Origin of the sequence: Bartonella sp. CE47NXGY, assembly GCF_042195415.1 — a bacterium.
GTDB lineage: Bacteria > Pseudomonadota > Alphaproteobacteria > Rhizobiales > Rhizobiaceae > Bartonella.
This window is the reverse complement of the sequence record NZ_JBHIOI010000012.1, coordinates 1-16,477: the sequence shown is the minus strand read 5'-3', so window position 1 is coordinate 16,477 and position 16,477 is coordinate 1. Positions and strand designations below refer to the sequence as shown.

14 protein-coding genes and 1 tRNA gene are annotated in these 16,477 nt (G+C 35.7%); 8 read left to right on the top strand and 7 right to left on the bottom strand.

All coding sequences use genetic code 11. The features are described 5' to 3' along the window. Window positions 1-645: 645 nt before the first annotated feature. The gene (locus ACFIL3_RS05245) at window positions 646-1,866 is read right to left on the bottom strand and encodes an MFS transporter (protein WP_375681902.1); all 1,221 of its coding nucleotides are present in this window, start codon (window positions 1,864-1,866) and stop codon (window positions 646-648) included. Between the two features lie 757 nt (window positions 1,867-2,623). Here ACFIL3_RS05245 and ACFIL3_RS05240 point away from each other — a divergent pair. After that, complete coding sequence (locus ACFIL3_RS05240; RefSeq protein ID WP_375668333.1) at window positions 2,624-3,463, top strand: DUF1460 domain-containing protein; 840 nt, start codon at window positions 2,624-2,626, stop codon at window positions 3,461-3,463. A gap of 1,296 nt (window positions 3,464-4,759) precedes the next feature. Here the strand turns inward: ACFIL3_RS05240 and ACFIL3_RS05235 are convergent. Next, entirely contained in the window at window positions 4,760-5,668 is a 909-nt protein-coding gene (locus tag ACFIL3_RS05235; RefSeq protein WP_375668332.1) for a cation diffusion facilitator family transporter, read from the bottom strand. A gap of 765 nt (window positions 5,669-6,433) precedes the next feature. On the opposite strand from ACFIL3_RS05235, the gene ACFIL3_RS05230 reads away from it, so the two are divergent. Next, window positions 6,434-7,243 carry a TrmH family RNA methyltransferase gene (locus ACFIL3_RS05230; protein ID WP_375628781.1) on the top strand — a complete coding sequence of 270 codons (810 nt, stop codon included), beginning with the start codon at window positions 6,434-6,436 and terminating at the stop codon, window positions 7,241-7,243. Window positions 7,244-7,523: 280 nt separating this feature from the next. Here ACFIL3_RS05230 and mnmA read toward each other — a convergent pair whose 3' ends face one another. Continuing rightward, on the bottom strand, window positions 7,524-8,747 hold the full coding sequence (gene mnmA, locus ACFIL3_RS05225; RefSeq protein WP_375628779.1) for a tRNA 2-thiouridine(34) synthase MnmA: 1,224 nt from the start codon (window positions 8,745-8,747) through the stop codon (window positions 7,524-7,526). A 390-nt stretch (window positions 8,748-9,137) separates the two neighbouring features. Between mnmA and ACFIL3_RS05220 the strand changes: the two genes are divergently transcribed. After that, on the top strand, window positions 9,138-9,413 hold the full coding sequence (locus ACFIL3_RS05220; RefSeq protein WP_273790817.1) for a DUF1153 domain-containing protein: 276 nt from the start codon (window positions 9,138-9,140) through the stop codon (window positions 9,411-9,413). A gap of 139 nt (window positions 9,414-9,552) precedes the next feature. On the opposite strand, the gene ACFIL3_RS05215 is transcribed toward ACFIL3_RS05220, so the two are convergent. Then, window positions 9,553-9,939 (bottom strand): flagellar export protein FliJ, encoded by a 387-nt coding sequence (locus ACFIL3_RS05215; protein WP_375606932.1) that lies wholly within the window; start codon window positions 9,937-9,939, stop codon window positions 9,553-9,555. Between the two features lie 563 nt (window positions 9,940-10,502). On the opposite strand from ACFIL3_RS05215, the gene ctrA reads away from it, so the two are divergent. After that, entirely contained in the window at window positions 10,503-11,204 is a 702-nt protein-coding gene (gene ctrA, locus ACFIL3_RS05210) for a response regulator transcription factor CtrA (RefSeq protein WP_273790819.1), read from the top strand. Window positions 11,205-11,427: 223 nt separating this feature from the next. On the opposite strand, the gene chpT is transcribed toward ctrA, so the two are convergent. After that, window positions 11,428-12,066: a histidine phosphotransferase ChpT gene (gene chpT / locus ACFIL3_RS05205; protein WP_375632317.1), complete on the bottom strand. Its 639-nt coding sequence runs from the start codon at window positions 12,064-12,066 to the stop codon at window positions 11,428-11,430. 214 nt (window positions 12,067-12,280) lie between these two features. Here chpT and ACFIL3_RS05200 point away from each other — a divergent pair, with 214 nt between their 5' ends. Genes ACFIL3_RS05200 through ACFIL3_RS05190 form a run of 3 tightly spaced genes read left to right on the top strand, consistent with a single transcriptional unit; the run spans window position 12,281 to window position 13,547 of the window. Beyond that, window positions 12,281-12,877: a DUF1134 domain-containing protein gene (locus ACFIL3_RS05200; protein ID WP_375613340.1), complete on the top strand. Its 597-nt coding sequence runs from the start codon at window positions 12,281-12,283 to the stop codon at window positions 12,875-12,877. Window positions 12,878-12,904: 27 nt separating this feature from the next. Further along, the gene (locus ACFIL3_RS05195) at window positions 12,905-13,291 is read left to right on the top strand and encodes a hypothetical protein (RefSeq protein WP_375628774.1); all 387 of its coding nucleotides are present in this window, start codon (window positions 12,905-12,907) and stop codon (window positions 13,289-13,291) included. Next, the gene (locus ACFIL3_RS05190; protein ID WP_375611955.1) at window positions 13,281-13,547 is read left to right on the top strand and encodes a hypothetical protein; all 267 of its coding nucleotides are present in this window, start codon (window positions 13,281-13,283) and stop codon (window positions 13,545-13,547) included. Before ACFIL3_RS05195 ends, ACFIL3_RS05190 begins: the two co-directional genes overlap by 11 nt. A gap of 324 nt (window positions 13,548-13,871) precedes the next feature. On the opposite strand, the gene ACFIL3_RS05185 is transcribed toward ACFIL3_RS05190, so the two are convergent. Both ACFIL3_RS05185 and ACFIL3_RS05180 read right to left on the bottom strand, forming a co-directional pair. Further along, on the bottom strand, window positions 13,872-14,990 hold the full coding sequence (locus ACFIL3_RS05185) for a DegT/DnrJ/EryC1/StrS family aminotransferase (protein WP_375628772.1): 1,119 nt from the start codon (window positions 14,988-14,990) through the stop codon (window positions 13,872-13,874). A 49-nt stretch (window positions 14,991-15,039) separates the two neighbouring features. Beyond that, window positions 15,040-15,996 (bottom strand): Gfo/Idh/MocA family protein, encoded by a 957-nt coding sequence (locus tag ACFIL3_RS05180; RefSeq protein WP_375612035.1) that lies wholly within the window; start codon window positions 15,994-15,996, stop codon window positions 15,040-15,042. A 164-nt stretch (window positions 15,997-16,160) separates the two neighbouring features. Between ACFIL3_RS05180 and ACFIL3_RS05175 the strand changes: the two genes are divergently transcribed. Then, window positions 16,161-16,237, top strand: a tRNA-Met gene (locus ACFIL3_RS05175). Window positions 16,238-16,477: the final 240 nt, after the last annotated feature.

Genomic DNA, 16,477 nt, shown 5'->3' with positions numbered 1-16,477 from the left:
ATAAAAACCATTTTTAAAAAGAGTAAAGTGCCTAATATTCAAATAAGCATTTGATTCACAATACAATTTTAAGCATTCTATTGTGCATGAGAAACATAATCCCTCCTAAAGAATAAAAAAATTAAAGTGTGAGACAGTGCAACAAATCTCTACTTTTTAAAAGATATTGCCGTAGATGGTTTTGAAAACTGTAAAGTCGAATAAAAAAGTAATCGCAAAACAGAAAACATCTTTTCAATTTTACAACGTTATATTCTTCCAAAATGAGGTTGTCTTTCGATTCCAGAAATGATGCCAACAAATATAAGCAATATTTTACTTCCAATTTGCCATATAAAATTTGGAATTGTTCATACAATACTGATACATCTAACTCAGATACGTTTTAATCTTTTTTTTTCAATATGCTGCTACATTAGCACTGGATATTAATTTGCAAGCAATAGAAAAAATACGGTCTCCCCTATACAAACAATATCACAAAATAAAAAAATTATTTTCACTAAATGAGAAGGATATATCGATATTCTATACAACACTTTGTGAAACAAATATCACAAAAAACTTTCTGCCTATAAAATGATACATTTTGTTTATCTTGTGCATTCTCTAGCAAAATAGTACGTACCAGCCCCTCTCAACAAATTAACGTACCCGCAAGACAAAAATAACTGTCGCAACAACAAGAAGAAAAAAGCCTCCAACAAAAGGAGCACCAGAAAAATAAAACAGTGCATTTTTATCTGTAAAACATTCAAAAAGAAACACATAAAAAACAGAACCAAATGTTAAACTCAACGAAATAACAGATGTCATCGCTCCTTGCAGTTCTCCTTGTACATTTGTCGGTACCTGCGCTGAAGCAATAGCACGTATAGGTGCATGAACAAGATATTCAAGCATTGTACACATACAAACCATATAAACCATCCACCCCTGCGTCGCGAATGTATAGCCCAGCATAGCAACAGAGGCAAACAAAAGCCCCACTATAACAATATGCCAATCACTCCATCGTTTAGAAAAATAAGGCAAAATGAGAGCGACTACAATAAATTGGCCTATCCCAAAAACACTATAGGAGAGTCCAATAGAAAAAGAACTCCAATCATAGCGTTCTTTTGCAATGAAAGCCCAAATGCTTAACCATACAGATTCCGCAAACCAATAAAGAAAAAAGACCAATAACACCCAAAGAACCATCGGATATTGTTTCAGGTGCCAAAAAGCACCTAAGGGATTTGCCCGCTTAATATCAAAAAAGCGCCTATTCCATAAAGAAAGGGTTTCTGGAAGCATAACCCAAGAAAAAATAAAATTAATGAGTGAAAAACCAACAGCAAAATAAAACGGAATACGCGGACCAAACTGACCTAAAAAACCACCAATAAACGATCCTAAAATAAACCCCAATGCGGATGCAATGCCTAACAAACCAAAATTGCGTGTACGGGTTTTATCATCAGATATATCCGCAAGATAAGCTGTACAAGTTGCAAAACTAGCGCCACTTATCCCTGACAAAAGACGCCCGATAAATAACATAGAATAGCTCCATGCTATAGCACATATGAGATTATCAAGAGCAAAGCAAATAATAGAGAGAAGCAAAATAGGACGACGACCATAACGATCAGAGAGATTGCCAATAACAGGAGCAAACAAAAACTGCATCACTGAATAAGCTGCAAGTAATTTTCCTCTTTCTACAAAAGATGTACTGACCTCTTTTCCAGTTAATTGAGAAAAATATTCAGGCAAAACAGGACAAATGATCGCAATACAAAGAATATCTAACAATAAAGTGATGAACACTAAAACGAGCCCACGCTGAACAAATTTCGGATTGAGCATTTGGTCTGGCATAACATACACACTATTTTACGCATACAATGACTCCCCCGCTCTCTTTTAACTCCCGTTTCCTTTTAAAAGTATTCTATACCGTATACTTTTCACATACAAAATAATAACAAAGTAAAAATTTAAGTAAGAGTCAAGATAAAACTATAAAATTACGTTTTAATTGGTATATATTTAATTGCTATCTCATTGTCAAAGAATAAAAATTTTTTTGCATTATACGAACAAAATATTTGTGCGACAAACTCATGAACAAAATTTCATGAAACACAAAGTATTTCCAATAGTTTTAGAGACATTATGATGAATTTTATCAGACATCGTTTCCCCCTCTCATCCCACCGTTTTCAGGAATCTCAATTCCATCAGATACGTTAGATATACTATAGTAATTGAAACCTTTTAAAAGATAAGCTCTTAAAAAATTTTCTTACCCTCAGAATATGCTATAAGGTTAAAGCAGCATCACCAGAATAGCTTAACAACGTAAAAAGCTCATCATATTTTTAAAAGTATTTATTTGACAATAATTTTGATTAAAAAATAAGTATATTATAGAGAAAGTTCTTTAATTCTATAATCTTAGAAAATATTCATATCGCTTGCAATTTGTGGAACCTTATTTTATCTTTATATTCATTGATACTCTTAATGATTGTATGCTACCATTAAATCTAACGATGATCATGATAAGCATTTAAAAAATAGCACTTTTAGAAATAGTTCGTCATGAATTTTTAATTCAAAAATGGTGTATAAAATGCGAAAAATATCCCTATTAATTCTCATATTAATGTTGGTAACAGGATGTGATGTTCAGGATTCTGATTCACAAGAGAGTATTTTAGAAAATAAAATAAAAACACAACAAACAACCAACGTAAACCTAGATCCCTATACTCTAAATAAATTAAATACTCTTCTCAAAAAACGTTCAGAAACAAATTATCAGGAAAAAGGGGCACTAATTGACTTTCTTTCTGAAGCTTTTTTAGGGACACCTTACCAAGCAAATATGTTACATGGCTCAGAAAATACACCAGAAAAACTGATTATTGACTTTAGAGGCTTAGATTGCTTCACTTATCTGGATTATGTTGAAGCATTGCGCAAATCAACATCCCAAACAGAATTCATAAATAACGTCATAAAAACGCGTTATATTAACGGTAATGTTGATTTTTTAAATCGGAAACATTTTTTTACGGATTGGGCTTATAGAGAATATAAACTCGCCACTGATATTACCGCTGAAATAAGTCCCCATGCGGTAAAAATAGAAAAATATCTCAACAAAAAAGCTGATGGTGAAAGCTATCTACCTGGGTTGCCAGTTGTGAAACGCACGATAACGTATATTCCAAGTAACTTTATTAATGAGGAGGTTATAGGTCGTTTACAGTCTGGTGATTTCATTGGTATTTATACGAAACTTGCTGGATTGGATGTAACACATGTGGGCTTCTTTATCATGACAGATAAAGGGCCAATGTTAAGAAATGCTTCTTCACGAAAAGAAAACGAAAAAGTCGTTGATTCTCCTTTTATGAGTTATGTTGAAAAAACACCAGGAATCATTGTTTTAAGAGCTCTTGAATAACATCATAGCGATATGAAATATCTTCTCTATTCTTAAAATATATACTGTCGTTATTCAGGTAAACATCTAACTTCGTTCAAGCTATACGGATATAATATATTTGTTTACAGTTTTAAGAGAAAAAAGTCGTTTTGATCTAACTTTGTTTATAGGTATGACAAAATCATTTTTGGAGAAATCACGGATTTGTAATCACTTTTACTGGTTGAAAGATTAAAGACAGAAAAGACTCTATTATAGTATCACGCTTTCCTTTCATATTCTCAACCAAGAGTTATCTTTAGATTACCGCTAATCTGATCTTTACGAATATAACGCAAAAAACACAAACGAACGTTTGTAAAAATAAGTAAAAGTAAAGCCAGATATGTTTGGTGTTGTTTCATAAAGTATTTTATAAAAATTCAATCTACCTCTCTAATTTATTGCATATAAATTTTTGACTTTATAGCATTGTTTTCCTTATAAAGTCTTTGCTTTTTGTTATTGTCTATCAATTAAAATAGCCCTGATATAGCAGCATATTATGATTAGGATGCACCAGTAACTGTACGAGTCCTTGTAAAATTTTGATGCCAGATTGGAATGAAAATATGAAGGCATCAATTAAAAACCAGTTTCTATCTTTAGCATCATTCTTTAGTTCAGCTTTACAATTTTCTACAGTAACGACAATAATATCCTTCAAAGAGTAGAGACATGAGCATTATTTTTTTTCATCTTTTAATGAGTCCCCCATCCTTCATGCAATAAAGAACACTCTAAACAGAACACATTGTATCGATAAAACAACACATTTATTAGCAACAATAATGATGATTAATCTATGATCACAAACTTTAAAACCCTATTCATAACTTTTATATAAAATTTATAATTAAATCTCATTAAAACTTATTACGAAGGCTTCACTCCTCTTCGCCCTAAGAAACGAAACATCTACTCCCGACAGTCTGTAAACGATCCGTTTTCTTAAATGGATTTAAGCTGCTAACCATTTCATGAGATTCACTTACAAAAGAATACACCGGCAAGTCCTATTTTGAATATTTACTCCATACTCTAAAAACACTTAATAGATCAAATTTTATATGCCTTATCTCACCACACCTTAAATGACAGTGTTTTAACGAAATAGAATAAATCTTGCCTTAAATACTCTGTTTAACCTTGTATACTTGATTGATGCAAAAATTAAATCAACAAAAGAGCATCATTGTATTTTCGAGAGGTATGAATCACCCCATCATAAAAAAACAGCCCTTATAACATAACAGACAATTTGAAAAAATCTTTTTATATAAAAGGGATCACCGTTGTACCGGGAGGCAATTTTGCCTCATCTTCAGGCTCGACATGAATAGAAATACGCACATTATCAAATTCTTTTTGAAGAACAGCTTCGATTTTATCACAAATTTTATGTGCTTCTCCTACCTGCATTACAGCAGGCACAACCAAATGAAACTCTATAAAAGTAACCCTCCCAGCAACACGCGTCCGTAAATCATGGACCTCAAGCGCACCCGATGCATTTGCAGAAATCAGCTCCCGAATCCGCATGCTTTCATTCAATTCAACGCCAACATCCATTAATCCCTGAACAGCACTTCTAATCACCTTCCAGCCCTGTAAGAGAATATTAACGGCAACGATTATCGCTAAAATTGGATCTAAAGCTCCCCATCCTCCGACAAAACCAGCAATCAAACCAATTAAAATTGCAAGCGACGTAAAAACATCAGTTATAAAATGTACTCCATCAGCTTTAAGAGCCGGTGAGCGATGGAGTTTTCCCTGTCCAATAAGAACCATTCCCCACATACAGTTTATGACAGTTGCAATAAGATGAATAGCAAGCCATATTCCAGGCTTCTGCAACAATTTAACGGTAGAAAGAGCTATCCATGCTTCTCTTAAAATAACAATTGCCGCAATAATAATGAGTACCCCTTCAAGAATTGCGGAAAAATATTCCGCTTTATGATGCCCAAAGGGATGATCATGATCTGCTGGCTTCATACTCACTTTAACAGCCCACCATGCTGCTAATGACGCAAGAATATTAACGATTGATTCCAATGCATCAGAATAAAGTGCAACCGAACCTGTGATGTGATATGCCCAATATTTCAAAGCAAAAACAATACACGCAATAAAAATAGAGTATAAAGTTAAGCTTTGTATATTGATTTTTACATCCATGAACCTCATCCTTTTCTTCACGAAATAGGGAATTAATATTTTCAACCATATCATTATACTTTTGGCATAACGACGATCTTTCCTCAATATTACAGAAGCTTCATCATACAATAAACGCCTCAGCTCACCATTATTATCGTAAAAACTGCTCAGTTACACGAACAGCACCAATAAATAAAGAAGAGAGAAAATAATAGAAAGAAGAGTTTTCCCAAGAGCAATCAAACACATAACCTTCATTATTAATCGTTTTCTGAATAACTTAAAGCCATCTCACTTCTCATAAACGAAAAACTTGTTTTTGCTCAAATCTATCATGATCATGCATTATTTTTCAGTCTTATGATGTGCATTATAACCCATCTATAAGCCATCTTTGCACCTTAGAAAAAATATCTTAGCACTCTACGGTAACTTTACAGGTCAACTGGATTTTAAAATATGATTTACTAAAAAATTTAGATATAAAAAGAATAACAATGATTACCCTCAAAAAAAAGAATCTGGGCATTGGGGACCCAGATTCTTTTCCCTTAGAAATTAAGGGCATACAGAACTTGGGAAATAGCGGGGACCCAAGACACTGCACCCGATACAAGAAAAATATATGATTCCGTATCAGTATTTTTACATTATACCTATGGTTGTATATTGTCAACATAAATTCTACCATAAGTTTTAAAAAATATTTTTTTATCTCTTCTTTTTAAATAAAACAAATTCTAACATCTGGAAATCATAAGAAAAAAGCACTAAAAATCTCGCATGCATTTGAATATCATAACAATCAATGAAACAGATGATCCACGCCTAAAAGCCTATCATAATATCCGTGAAAAAGATCTTGTTGGACGGCAACATCAATTTATTGCTGAAGGCAAAGTAACATTGTCCGCATTACTACATTCGAAAGAGTTTTCTGCCATCTCACTGCTCATCGTAGCAAACCGTCTCTCTGGACTTCTACCGCTTTTAGAAAAAACACAGCCTCTATGTCCCATTTATTGCGTTCCACAAAAAGTTATGGATAATATCACCGGCTTCCATGTTCATCGTGGTGTTCTGGGTATTGGTAAACGCAAAATACTGCCACCCTTACAAAGTTTTTTACAACATCTTCCAGAAAAAGCTTTGATTCTTGTTTTATGTGGTATCTCGAATCACGATAATATGGGATCAATTTTTCGTAATGCAGCAGCCTTTGCCAGTAATGGCATTATTGTCGACAAAACCTCATGCGATCCACTTTATCGCAAATCAATAAGAGTGTCTGCCGGCGCTGCTTTAAAAGTACCCTATACGCAAAACGCTGATATAGATGACATTATAGCTGCTCTAAACGATGAAAACTTTCATCTTTATGCACTCTCCCCTTCTGCCTCACACACTCTCAAGCAAGCCAACAAAACCAAAAGAATGGCACTTATTTTTGGAACAGAAGGCGATGGCTTACCACCCCATATACTACAACAATCAAACACCTTACGTATTCCCATGACTGACGGTTTTGACAGCCTTAATGTTGCCACAGCCTCAGGTATTGCACTTGCTCATTTTACCAACTTTGACCACTAAAGATGATAACACTTCAAGTTATAAAACATACCCAATGTTGTATGTTATCTATCAGTCTCCAATAATATTGCCGTTCCCTAGCCTTTGAAAGCATTGATAAAAAACATTTTTACATTTTCTTTATCATCACTTTCCACACCCTAACCCCGCTTATGACGTGTAAAAGATATAATTTTGATGGATTCAATCATAAAACAAACTTTCAATGAGAAAATCTTCCGGAAGTCTCTCATTCAAGTTTAAGATTAAAAAATATCATTATAAATCAATTTACTATGCTTTATAAAGCTGTTGTTTTTAGTTCTGAGGAAACAGAATCTTTTGTTTCGAGATTACATAAAACGCGCTTCAACATCATTTCAGTATCGGCTGCACGTTCTGAATGTGTTACAAATCCTCCCCCAAGAATACGCGCCTCATGACCATTTCCATCATAAAGAACGCAAGCTTGCCCTGGTGCCACACCATTTTCACATTCCAATAAATCAACGGAAAAAATACCTTCTTTATAATGTAAGCGCGCAAGGTGAGGAGGACGCGTTGAACGCACCTTTACAGCCACCTCAATACCTTGAGAAGGGAAATTATCTAACGACTCATCACCAAGCCAATTCACATCACGTAAAAAAAGCTTATGCGTTTCTAACATTTCACGCGGTCCAACAATAACACGTGCATTTTCCACATCGAGATAAACCACATAAAGCGCTTCACCCGTTGATACCCCAATACCACGACGTTGACCAACCGTATAATTAACAATTCCCGAATGTTTACCTAAAATCTTTCCATCAATATGGACAATAACGCCAGGATTAGCTGCTTCTGGACGCAGTTTTGCGATAACATCTGAATATTTTCCTTGTGGAACAAAACAAATATCCTGACTATCATGCTTATTGGCAACCACAAAGCCCATTTCTGCTGCCATTTCACGAACGCGGGCTTTTGGAAGGTCACCAAGTGGAAAACGCAAATAATCAATCTGTTCTTGTGTCGTTGCAAAGAGAAAATAACTCTGATCACGATCATTATCGAGAGGACGAAAGAGTGCTCGATGCGCTCCGTGGGAACGCGAACGAATATAATGTCCCGTAGCCAAAGCATCTGCTCCCAATTCGCGTGCCGTTGTTAATAAATCAGCAAACTTAACCGTTTGATTACATGCAATACATGGTACTGGGGTCTCTCCATGAGCATAACTTTCTGCAAAAGGATCAATAACAGCTTCGCGAAAGCGCTTTTCATAATCAAGAACATAATGCGGTATTCCTAGTGTTTCTGCAACGCGGCGTGCATCCTCAATATCTTGTCCTGCGCAACACGCCCCCACCCGATGCGTTGCTTCCCCATGATCATAAAGCTGCAACGTAATGCCAATAACATTATACCCTTCCTTTTTCAAAAGACCTGCAACAACCGATGAATCAACCCCCCCCGACATTGCAACAACAATGCGAGAATCCTCAGGTTGTCCTGGTAAATCAAGACTGTTTAAAAACATGTATTCATTCTCTATTTAATGCTCTGTTTAATGGCTAGCCATATGTTGACATTCTGATGCACGCTCTTTAGCACTTTTACACGATTGATTGTCTTTATATTATTTTTTTATCCTTTCCACAACCATAGGCATTACTTTCTTAAAAGCTGCTGCAAACAAAAAAAGAATGATGGAAATAAGGCATAATGGTAATCGTTTAGGAGAAAACCTTTTTTCTCTTTTGAAAAATCCGGTAAAATATTGCAAGAATCTCTTCTACACACTTCAACTTGAGCTTCTTTTTACATACCCAATCACTTTATTAATTTTTTCTTTCAGCGCTTTTAGCTCTTTTTTAAATTTCATGCTCTATAAACGAATCAAGTCCTTGACTAAAGGTAGAGGATACGAATGAGCAACTTGATAAAAACACAAATGAAATATGTTATTGGGCCAGATGGAAGTCCGCTTACAATTGCCGACCTACCGCCGCAAACAACACGGCGCTGGGTGATTCGTCGCAAAGCTGAAGTTGTTGCGGCTGTCAGAGGTGGATTGTTAAGTCTTGACGAAGCGTGCCACCGTTATACTTTGACTGTAGAAGAATTTCTTTCATGGCAAAGTTTAATCGATGAACACGGTTTAGCGGGATTACGAACGACCAAGATTCAACACTACAGGCATTAAGTTGCCATTGATTAATAACATAAAGCAATCTATAAAACAGCCAAACTTGATAAAAGTTTGGCTGTTTTATACTATATCCAAAAGATAAACCTGAAAGAATGGATTTTTCAATAATTGCTTTTATCATCCAGCCATTAAATTAGCCAACCATTGAATTAGATTGAATCAAAATATCCTTATCATCCGCAGCAATCTTCTTTTCTCGTGCTTCCAAAAGCTGTGCACGTTGCAGCTCTGTATTAGCTTCATGGAGAGCAATTTCAGCATTTGTTTTTTGAAGTTCTAAATCACGAATTGAATTGATCAGATTATCACGTCTTTGCCGCGCTGCACGCGCAAAAGCAGAATAAGCAAAATGGTGAACATCATTGTTTCCAGATTTACGTTCTTCATGAGTAATCTGTGCTTCCAACTCTAACACCATTCGTTCAAATTCTGCGATCATCATCTCAAGCTGTGCAATTTCACGGCGCTTTCCACGCACTTGAAACATCCTCAATCGCACCATATTTTCTCGTGGCTTCATACTCACTACTCCTTGATTGCGCCAACTCAAAACTCGCATTCACACCCAATAAATATCTTTTAGTTATATATCTATCCGACAAAAACAGTCTATTAACTTGAAATTATAATAATTTTTGCCTTGCATTAAAGCATCTGAAAATACAATCTGCTTTAAAGAGCAATAACTATTTCTTTAACTTTTCCCCCATTATAAACTGAAGAGGTTTAAAGCTCAGTAAATAAACACTGAAATTGTAAAAAAGTAATTTATAAAGCTCTTTTACAAATTTTTTTAAGTTAAAGTTTATAGAAAAAGCCCTCCTTTTTTATTATGTTAAAAAATATAGGATTTTTCTAAAATAATTTTGTAGCCTCTTTCAAAAATAAAAATATTTTGTTAACCACTATCATGGATAGTGGGGAATTTAGTAGTGATTGTTACGCGTACTACTGAAATGTTCATAAACGCTTTGTTATAAGTGTTTGATTTAATGAATTGTTTTTATAACAGTGGTTTTGCTAACTGATATAAAATAGAAATGCTCCTTATGATTCGTGAAGGAGCAAAGTGAGGGATCTAAAATGCGCGTATTATTAATTGAAGATGATAGAGCAGTTACTCAAAGCATTGAGTTGATGTTAAAGTCGGCTAACTTTAATGTTTATATCACTGATCTGGGTGAAGAAGGTATCGATTTAGGAAAACTCTATGATTATGATATCATTTTGCTTGATCTGAATTTGCCTGACATGTCAGGGTATGATGTCTTGCGGACTCTAAGGTTGGCAAAAATAAAAACTCCTGTCCTAATCCTTTCTGGTATGAATGCCATTGAAGACAAGGTTCGTGGTTTTGGCTTTGGAGCAGACGACTATATGACGAAGCCTTTTCATAAGGATGAGCTCATTGCACGTATCCATGCAGTTGTTCGTCGTTCAAAAGGACATGCACAATCGGTTATTGTTACCGGAGATCTCACCGTTAACCTTGACACAAAAACTGTCGAAGTTGCAGGGCGCCCTGTTCACTTAACCGGTAAAGAATACCAAATGTTAGAGCTTCTCTCTTTACGCAAAGGTACCACCCTTACCAAGGAAATGTTTCTCAATCATCTCTATGGTGGAATGGATGAACCAGAACTAAAGATTATCGATGTTTTTATTTGTAAATTGCGGAAAAAATTGGAAGCAGTCTCTTCCAGTGTAAATTACATTGATACAGTTTGGGGACGTGGTTATGTATTACGTGATCCAGTTGAAGAGAACGTACGAAAAACCGCTTAAGCAGTGAACATGCACATTGTAAAATCTCGGAGTGTAGCGGGCCGAGATTTTTTCCCGAGATCTTTTCTCTGTTAAAAGTAGAGAACTCGCACACTAAAAATCTCATATAGAAAGCGCTTAAAGCTTAAGAAGTAACCACACCCAATTTACACATATAACCTTATCGCTCATAAGTTCAATCGAAGCCACTTTTCCCAACACAGCTTAAGCGCTTCTCTCTTATTCAAAGCTTTTTTACACTTTCTAAAACAATACAACCATCACTTTCATCAATATTTATTTTCATCTCTGTCATCTGAGCAAGTAACATTGTGTAATAAAATTGGATGACATGTGCATCAATAAGCTCTTCTTGAACTTCTCCACGAAATAACGCAAGAAAATGAGGGGGTATACGGAGAGTTCTACCGAAAACCTCAAATCGAAAAGAACGTTTATTTTCTTCTTGCAAAATCATAACAACAATTTCACCACCACGAGAAACTGTTGCGTTTGCAATCAATAATAAATTAAGCAAAAGTTTAACTTCATCTTTTTCTAACAATAAAGAAGAAGCTTGCCATTTTAAAGTTGCTTTTTCTTCTTTCATATATTGTTGAGCAACCTGCTCTGCAGTCCGTGTATCTATTTGTCCTCCACTTGCACCAGCAAAACCAAAAGCCAATCGCGCAAATTGTAGACGTGCAGCAGCACTCGCAACGGATAAACGCACCAATTGTAAAGCATCTTCTTCAGCTCCTCCTTCATCATAAAGCTCCATTGCATTTTGAATAGCCCCCACAGGTGAAATCAAATCATGGCAAATACGACTACAAAGCAAAGCAGCAAGATCCATAGGCTTCAAAGAAATATCTAACGTCATAATGATTGAAAACTCCTAGATTCAAAAAAACAAACTTTATTTTAAAGAAAAACTCTTAACATCTGATGCATAATAGGAAACATTAACAATCATGCTAAAAAATTCAGAAATAAATTCAAGAATTTAAATAACCTTATATCTTATTTTTTATTTGAATAGAATGAAAATTCTAATATTATCTTTTTGTTTATCACTAATAAAAGGAGAAAACTCCATGGCTCTCTCTCTGCTCAAATACTGGTACAAAAATATTATATCTTTAATCTTCCTTTTATTCATCACCATAAACACTACACAAGCTCGACTAAAACCAATAGAGCAAAACGAACCTCATTATTCACTCCAAGAAATTATTGATTCTGGTCATATTTTTTTTGGAAAAACAGCCAGTGGTCTGGCTGTTGCAATTCAAAATATTTTTTCAAAATACGGTTATCCCAATGCCTATATTTTAGGAGAAGAAGCTTCTGGTGCCTTTTTTGCTGGATTAACCTATGGCGAAGGAATGGTTTTTACCAAAAGCTATGGTCAACATAAAGTTTTTTGGCAAGGTCCCTCAGTAGGATGGGATTTTGGCGGCCAAGGCTCCCGTTTAATGATCTTAGTTTACAATCTTAATGGCATAAATAATTTATGGAGACGCTATGGTGGTATTTCAGGTTCGGCCTATTTAATTGCAGGTGTTGGTTTTCATGTCCTAAAATACCACAATACCTTGTTAATCCCAATACGTACAGGAGTCGGCGCACGCCTTGGTATCAATATAGGATATTTAAAATTAACACATAGACCGACATGGAATCCGTTTTAAACGGTTTCTTATTTGAAAAGGGGTATTATGCTTATTCAATCATTTCTTTTTTTTATACTTGGAGTTGCTTTCACTTCCTGGTTACTGGTGCTTTTATCTCCTTTTATTTGGCGTAAAGCCGTTCATTTTGCGTATAAAGATGTTTGTGCGAAAATGCCATTATCACTCGCGGAAATAGAAGCAAATCACGATTTTCTTCGTGCACAACATGCTGTAGAATTAGCAAACAACCAACAAAAGTACGAATTTTTGCAAAAAAAATATGTCCAACAAAAAATACAACTGAGCCAAGTAACAGAACAATTTTATCGGCTATGCCTCCCCACAAAAGATACTCTCACCAAAGAAGCGATAGCAATCAAACAAAATATCGCCACACTATACACTTCCAAAGGAAAGACAAATGATGCGTGAAAAAGTCGCACACTATCAGCAACGCTTACAAAAAATCCAAACTCATGAGCTGGACACGACCGCCAACCACCAATTGCTAGAAGAACTCCGAGAAGAAACAAAAGAACTTGCAGCAACATTGGCAGCTCAAATAGCGCTACAAGAGGGGAATACATCACCCATCAACACATTGATTCAAAAATCCAAAAGCAAAAATGACCTAGCATCACGTATTCGCCAAAAAATAACTTTTCTCTCCAAAAGCCCTGTTAAATAAGTTATCTTTTAAAACACCTTAAATGAAGAGTAAAATCAACAAAGGTTCATTGTAACTTTCATAACCCAAATCCTTTTTACTAAACGTGACTTTTTTGCTAAGCTAAAGGACAAAGTTTCTTAGCCCATACCGTTCTGTTAAAAAATATCTTCTTGTCTAGAAGCTTCACTTTCTAATCATATCACCGCTCTAAAGGACAACATTTCATAGGTCCTAGAAAGGAAATAATACCAAAACATTGGCCACACACTCTAACAAAAAATACCTTCTAAGATGGATCACCAATAAAGCTTTGACCATAATTTTAAGGATAAAAACACGCTCTCAAGAGTGATAAAAATCTCTTATTTTTTTGATAATCATATCCTGATCCGTTTGTGTCAAGTAAGGATGCATTGGTAAACTTAAAACACACTCTCCTAAAGACTCTGAAACAGAAAGGGAATCTTTTACATAAGGGAAGTGTTTATAAGCTGGCTGTTGATGTAAAGGAGTTTTATAATAAATCATTGTAGGGATAGAATTTTTTTGTAAAAAATCTTTTAATTTATCCCGTTCTTTTACCTTAATCGTATATTGTGCATAAGCAGAACGAATATTTTCTCCTATTTCTGGAACTGTAACAATATCTCTTAAGCCATTGGAATAGCGTTGAGCAATTTCTACACGCTTTTCCATTTCATCTTCAAAAATCGCAAACTTTTCTAGTAAAATTGCAGCCTGAATGCTATCTAGGCGCGAATTCATACCAATACGTACATTGTCATATTGCGTTTCACCTTTACCATGAAACAAAATAGAGCGTAAAAGTTCTGCAAAATGATCATCATTGGTCATCATAGCGCCTCCATCACCATAACATCCTAATGGTTTTGCAGGATAAAAACTTGTAGCAGCCACATCACCAAAAGCACCACACATAGTATTATCGCTTCTCCCCCCCATAGATTGAGCAGCATCTTCAATTACAAAAAGATTTTCCTTTGCAGCCACTTGAGCAATTTGCACATAGTCAGCAGAAAGCCCAAATAAATCAACGGCAATAATAGCCTTTGGCTTTAGACGTCCCTCTTTTTTTACCATTTCGATAGCGTGAGAAAGTTTTTCAACATCAATATTGAATGTATCAGGTAAAACATCGACAAAAACAGGTTCAGCCCCCACCAAAGCAACCACTTCAGCCGTTGCTGAAAATGTAAAACTAGGACAAAAAACAGCATCCCCTAGACCAATATTTTTAGCCATAAGAGGCATCTTCAAAGCATCTGTTCCATTAGCACATGCAATCACATGTTTAACGCCAAGATATTCTGCCAATTTCTCTTCAAATTCTGTTACTTTTGGCCCCAAAATATACTTACCACTAGCGACTACATGCGCAATTGCAGAATTAATTTTATCTTCAATACGCGCACGCTGCGCCCCAAGGTCGATGAATTGCATATTAACTCCATTGATCATCACAAGAATGCAAAAGCGCTACCTATCTCTTTTATCTATCATAATTGACATCAGCAGCTGTTAAAATCCGTAAAACAGCAACAGCATCATCACCATTTGTACGAGGTGATTGACGCGTTTCAATACAATGAAGGAAATGCCGTAATTCGCAAGTAAGCGGCAAATCTTCACAAACATCAATGTAATTCAGCTCATCCATGCTAAAAGCCCACTCTTGATTTTCTTTCCAAACGGCAAAATGGTGCATTGCCAATTTACGACTCCACGGTTCCATATCATCAAAAACGAGTATAGCCTTTGTTCCAACAACAGTTAAACGCCTCTCACGATAAGAACTCAAGCGTGAAGTAAAAAGATGACTACGCACACCATTTGGAAAAATCATATGAATATGAGAAAAATCAGAAATCTGATCAACGACAGCAGCCCCCTCACCGCGAATTTCGGAAGGTTCACATCCTGTCAACGCCAAAATCATTGAAAGATCATGAGGGGCAAGATCCCATAAAGCATCACTGTGTGTGTGAAATTTTCCAAAGCCTAATCTATGAGAATAAATATATCGCACATCTCCCACATCTCCGTTTTTCACCAATTCACACATTTTTTCAAAAGCTGGATGAAAACGCAAAATATGGCCCACCATAAAAACTCGCTCATAGGCCTCAGCCTCCTGAACTTGGCGTTTAGCATCAGAAACATTCAAGGCTATTGGTTTTTCCACCAAAACATCTTTACCATTTTTAACAGCACGGAGCACATTTTGCGTATGCAATTGTGGCGGCAACGCTAATACCAGCGCATCAATATCTCGATGAGTAAAAAGATCATCTGGTGTAACAACCTCTACACCATACAGTGTTGCAAAACTAGCAGCACGATCATTATCAATATCAGAAACTGCTGCTAAAGCCCCGAGAGAGTGGAGTGTCCGTATATGATTTTCACCCCAATGACCGCATCCTAAAACCGCTACACGTGGCACCATTTTCATGCCTTACCTTACTTTATCATATGAAAATTACACTTTTACATATCGAGGATAAAATAGAATGACAAGAGAAAAGCTTAAAAACGATGCTTGACATCTTACTATTCTACCCCTTATATCCGCAAAAGATGTAATTATTGACAATTATGATTGCTTATTTTGGCGGAGTAGCTCAGTAGGTTAGAGCAGAGGAATCATAATCCTTGTGTCGGGGGTTCAAATCCCTCCTCCGCTACCATTACTTTTTTATTGTGTTTGTAGTTTGCCAGCAGTGTAGCTGTAGCTTGCCTGTAGCTTGCCTGTAGCTTGTGTAGCTTGCCAGCAGGTTTTGTATATTTTGACACTAGGTTTTGTACCAATTTATTTTTTTCAAAGAGTTTTTAAGGGGTTCTCAAAGGGTTTTCAAAGGCCTTTCAAAGATCATTTAAAGCCTCTTTTTCTTTTCTGCTCAAAATCGCAATTTGAGATGATCAATCAT

Coding starts and splice junctions, on each gene's coding strand:
- mnmA (WP_375628779.1), bottom strand. CDS start 8,747: ATGTTTTTAAACAGTCTTGATTTACCAGGACAACCTGAGGATTCTCGC.
- ACFIL3_RS05235 (WP_375668332.1), bottom strand. CDS start 5,668: ATGGATGTAAAAATCAATATACAAAGCTTAACTTTATACTCTATTTTT.
- ACFIL3_RS05245 (WP_375681902.1), bottom strand. CDS start 1,866: ATGCCAGACCAAATGCTCAATCCGAAATTTGTTCAGCGTGGGCTCGTT.
- ACFIL3_RS05195 (WP_375628774.1), top strand. CDS start 12,905: ATGCTTATTCAATCATTTCTTTTTTTTATACTTGGAGTTGCTTTCACT.
- ACFIL3_RS05240 (WP_375668333.1), top strand. CDS start 2,624: ATGCGAAAAATATCCCTATTAATTCTCATATTAATGTTGGTAACAGGA.
- ctrA (WP_273790819.1), top strand. CDS start 10,503: ATGCGCGTATTATTAATTGAAGATGATAGAGCAGTTACTCAAAGCATT.
- ACFIL3_RS05190 (WP_375611955.1), top strand. CDS start 13,281: ATGATGCGTGAAAAAGTCGCACACTATCAGCAACGCTTACAAAAAATC.
- ACFIL3_RS05220 (WP_273790817.1), top strand. CDS start 9,138: ATGAGCAACTTGATAAAAACACAAATGAAATATGTTATTGGGCCAGAT.
- ACFIL3_RS05180 (WP_375612035.1), bottom strand. CDS start 15,996: ATGGTGCCACGTGTAGCGGTTTTAGGATGCGGTCATTGGGGTGAAAAT.
- ACFIL3_RS05215 (WP_375606932.1), bottom strand. CDS start 9,939: ATGAAGCCACGAGAAAATATGGTGCGATTGAGGATGTTTCAAGTGCGT.
- ACFIL3_RS05185 (WP_375628772.1), bottom strand. CDS start 14,990: ATGCAATTCATCGACCTTGGGGCGCAGCGTGCGCGTATTGAAGATAAA.
- ACFIL3_RS05200 (WP_375613340.1), top strand. CDS start 12,281: ATGGCTCTCTCTCTGCTCAAATACTGGTACAAAAATATTATATCTTTA.
- ACFIL3_RS05230 (WP_375628781.1), top strand. CDS start 6,434: ATGCATTTGAATATCATAACAATCAATGAAACAGATGATCCACGCCTA.
- chpT (WP_375632317.1), bottom strand. CDS start 12,066: ATGACGTTAGATATTTCTTTGAAGCCTATGGATCTTGCTGCTTTGCTT.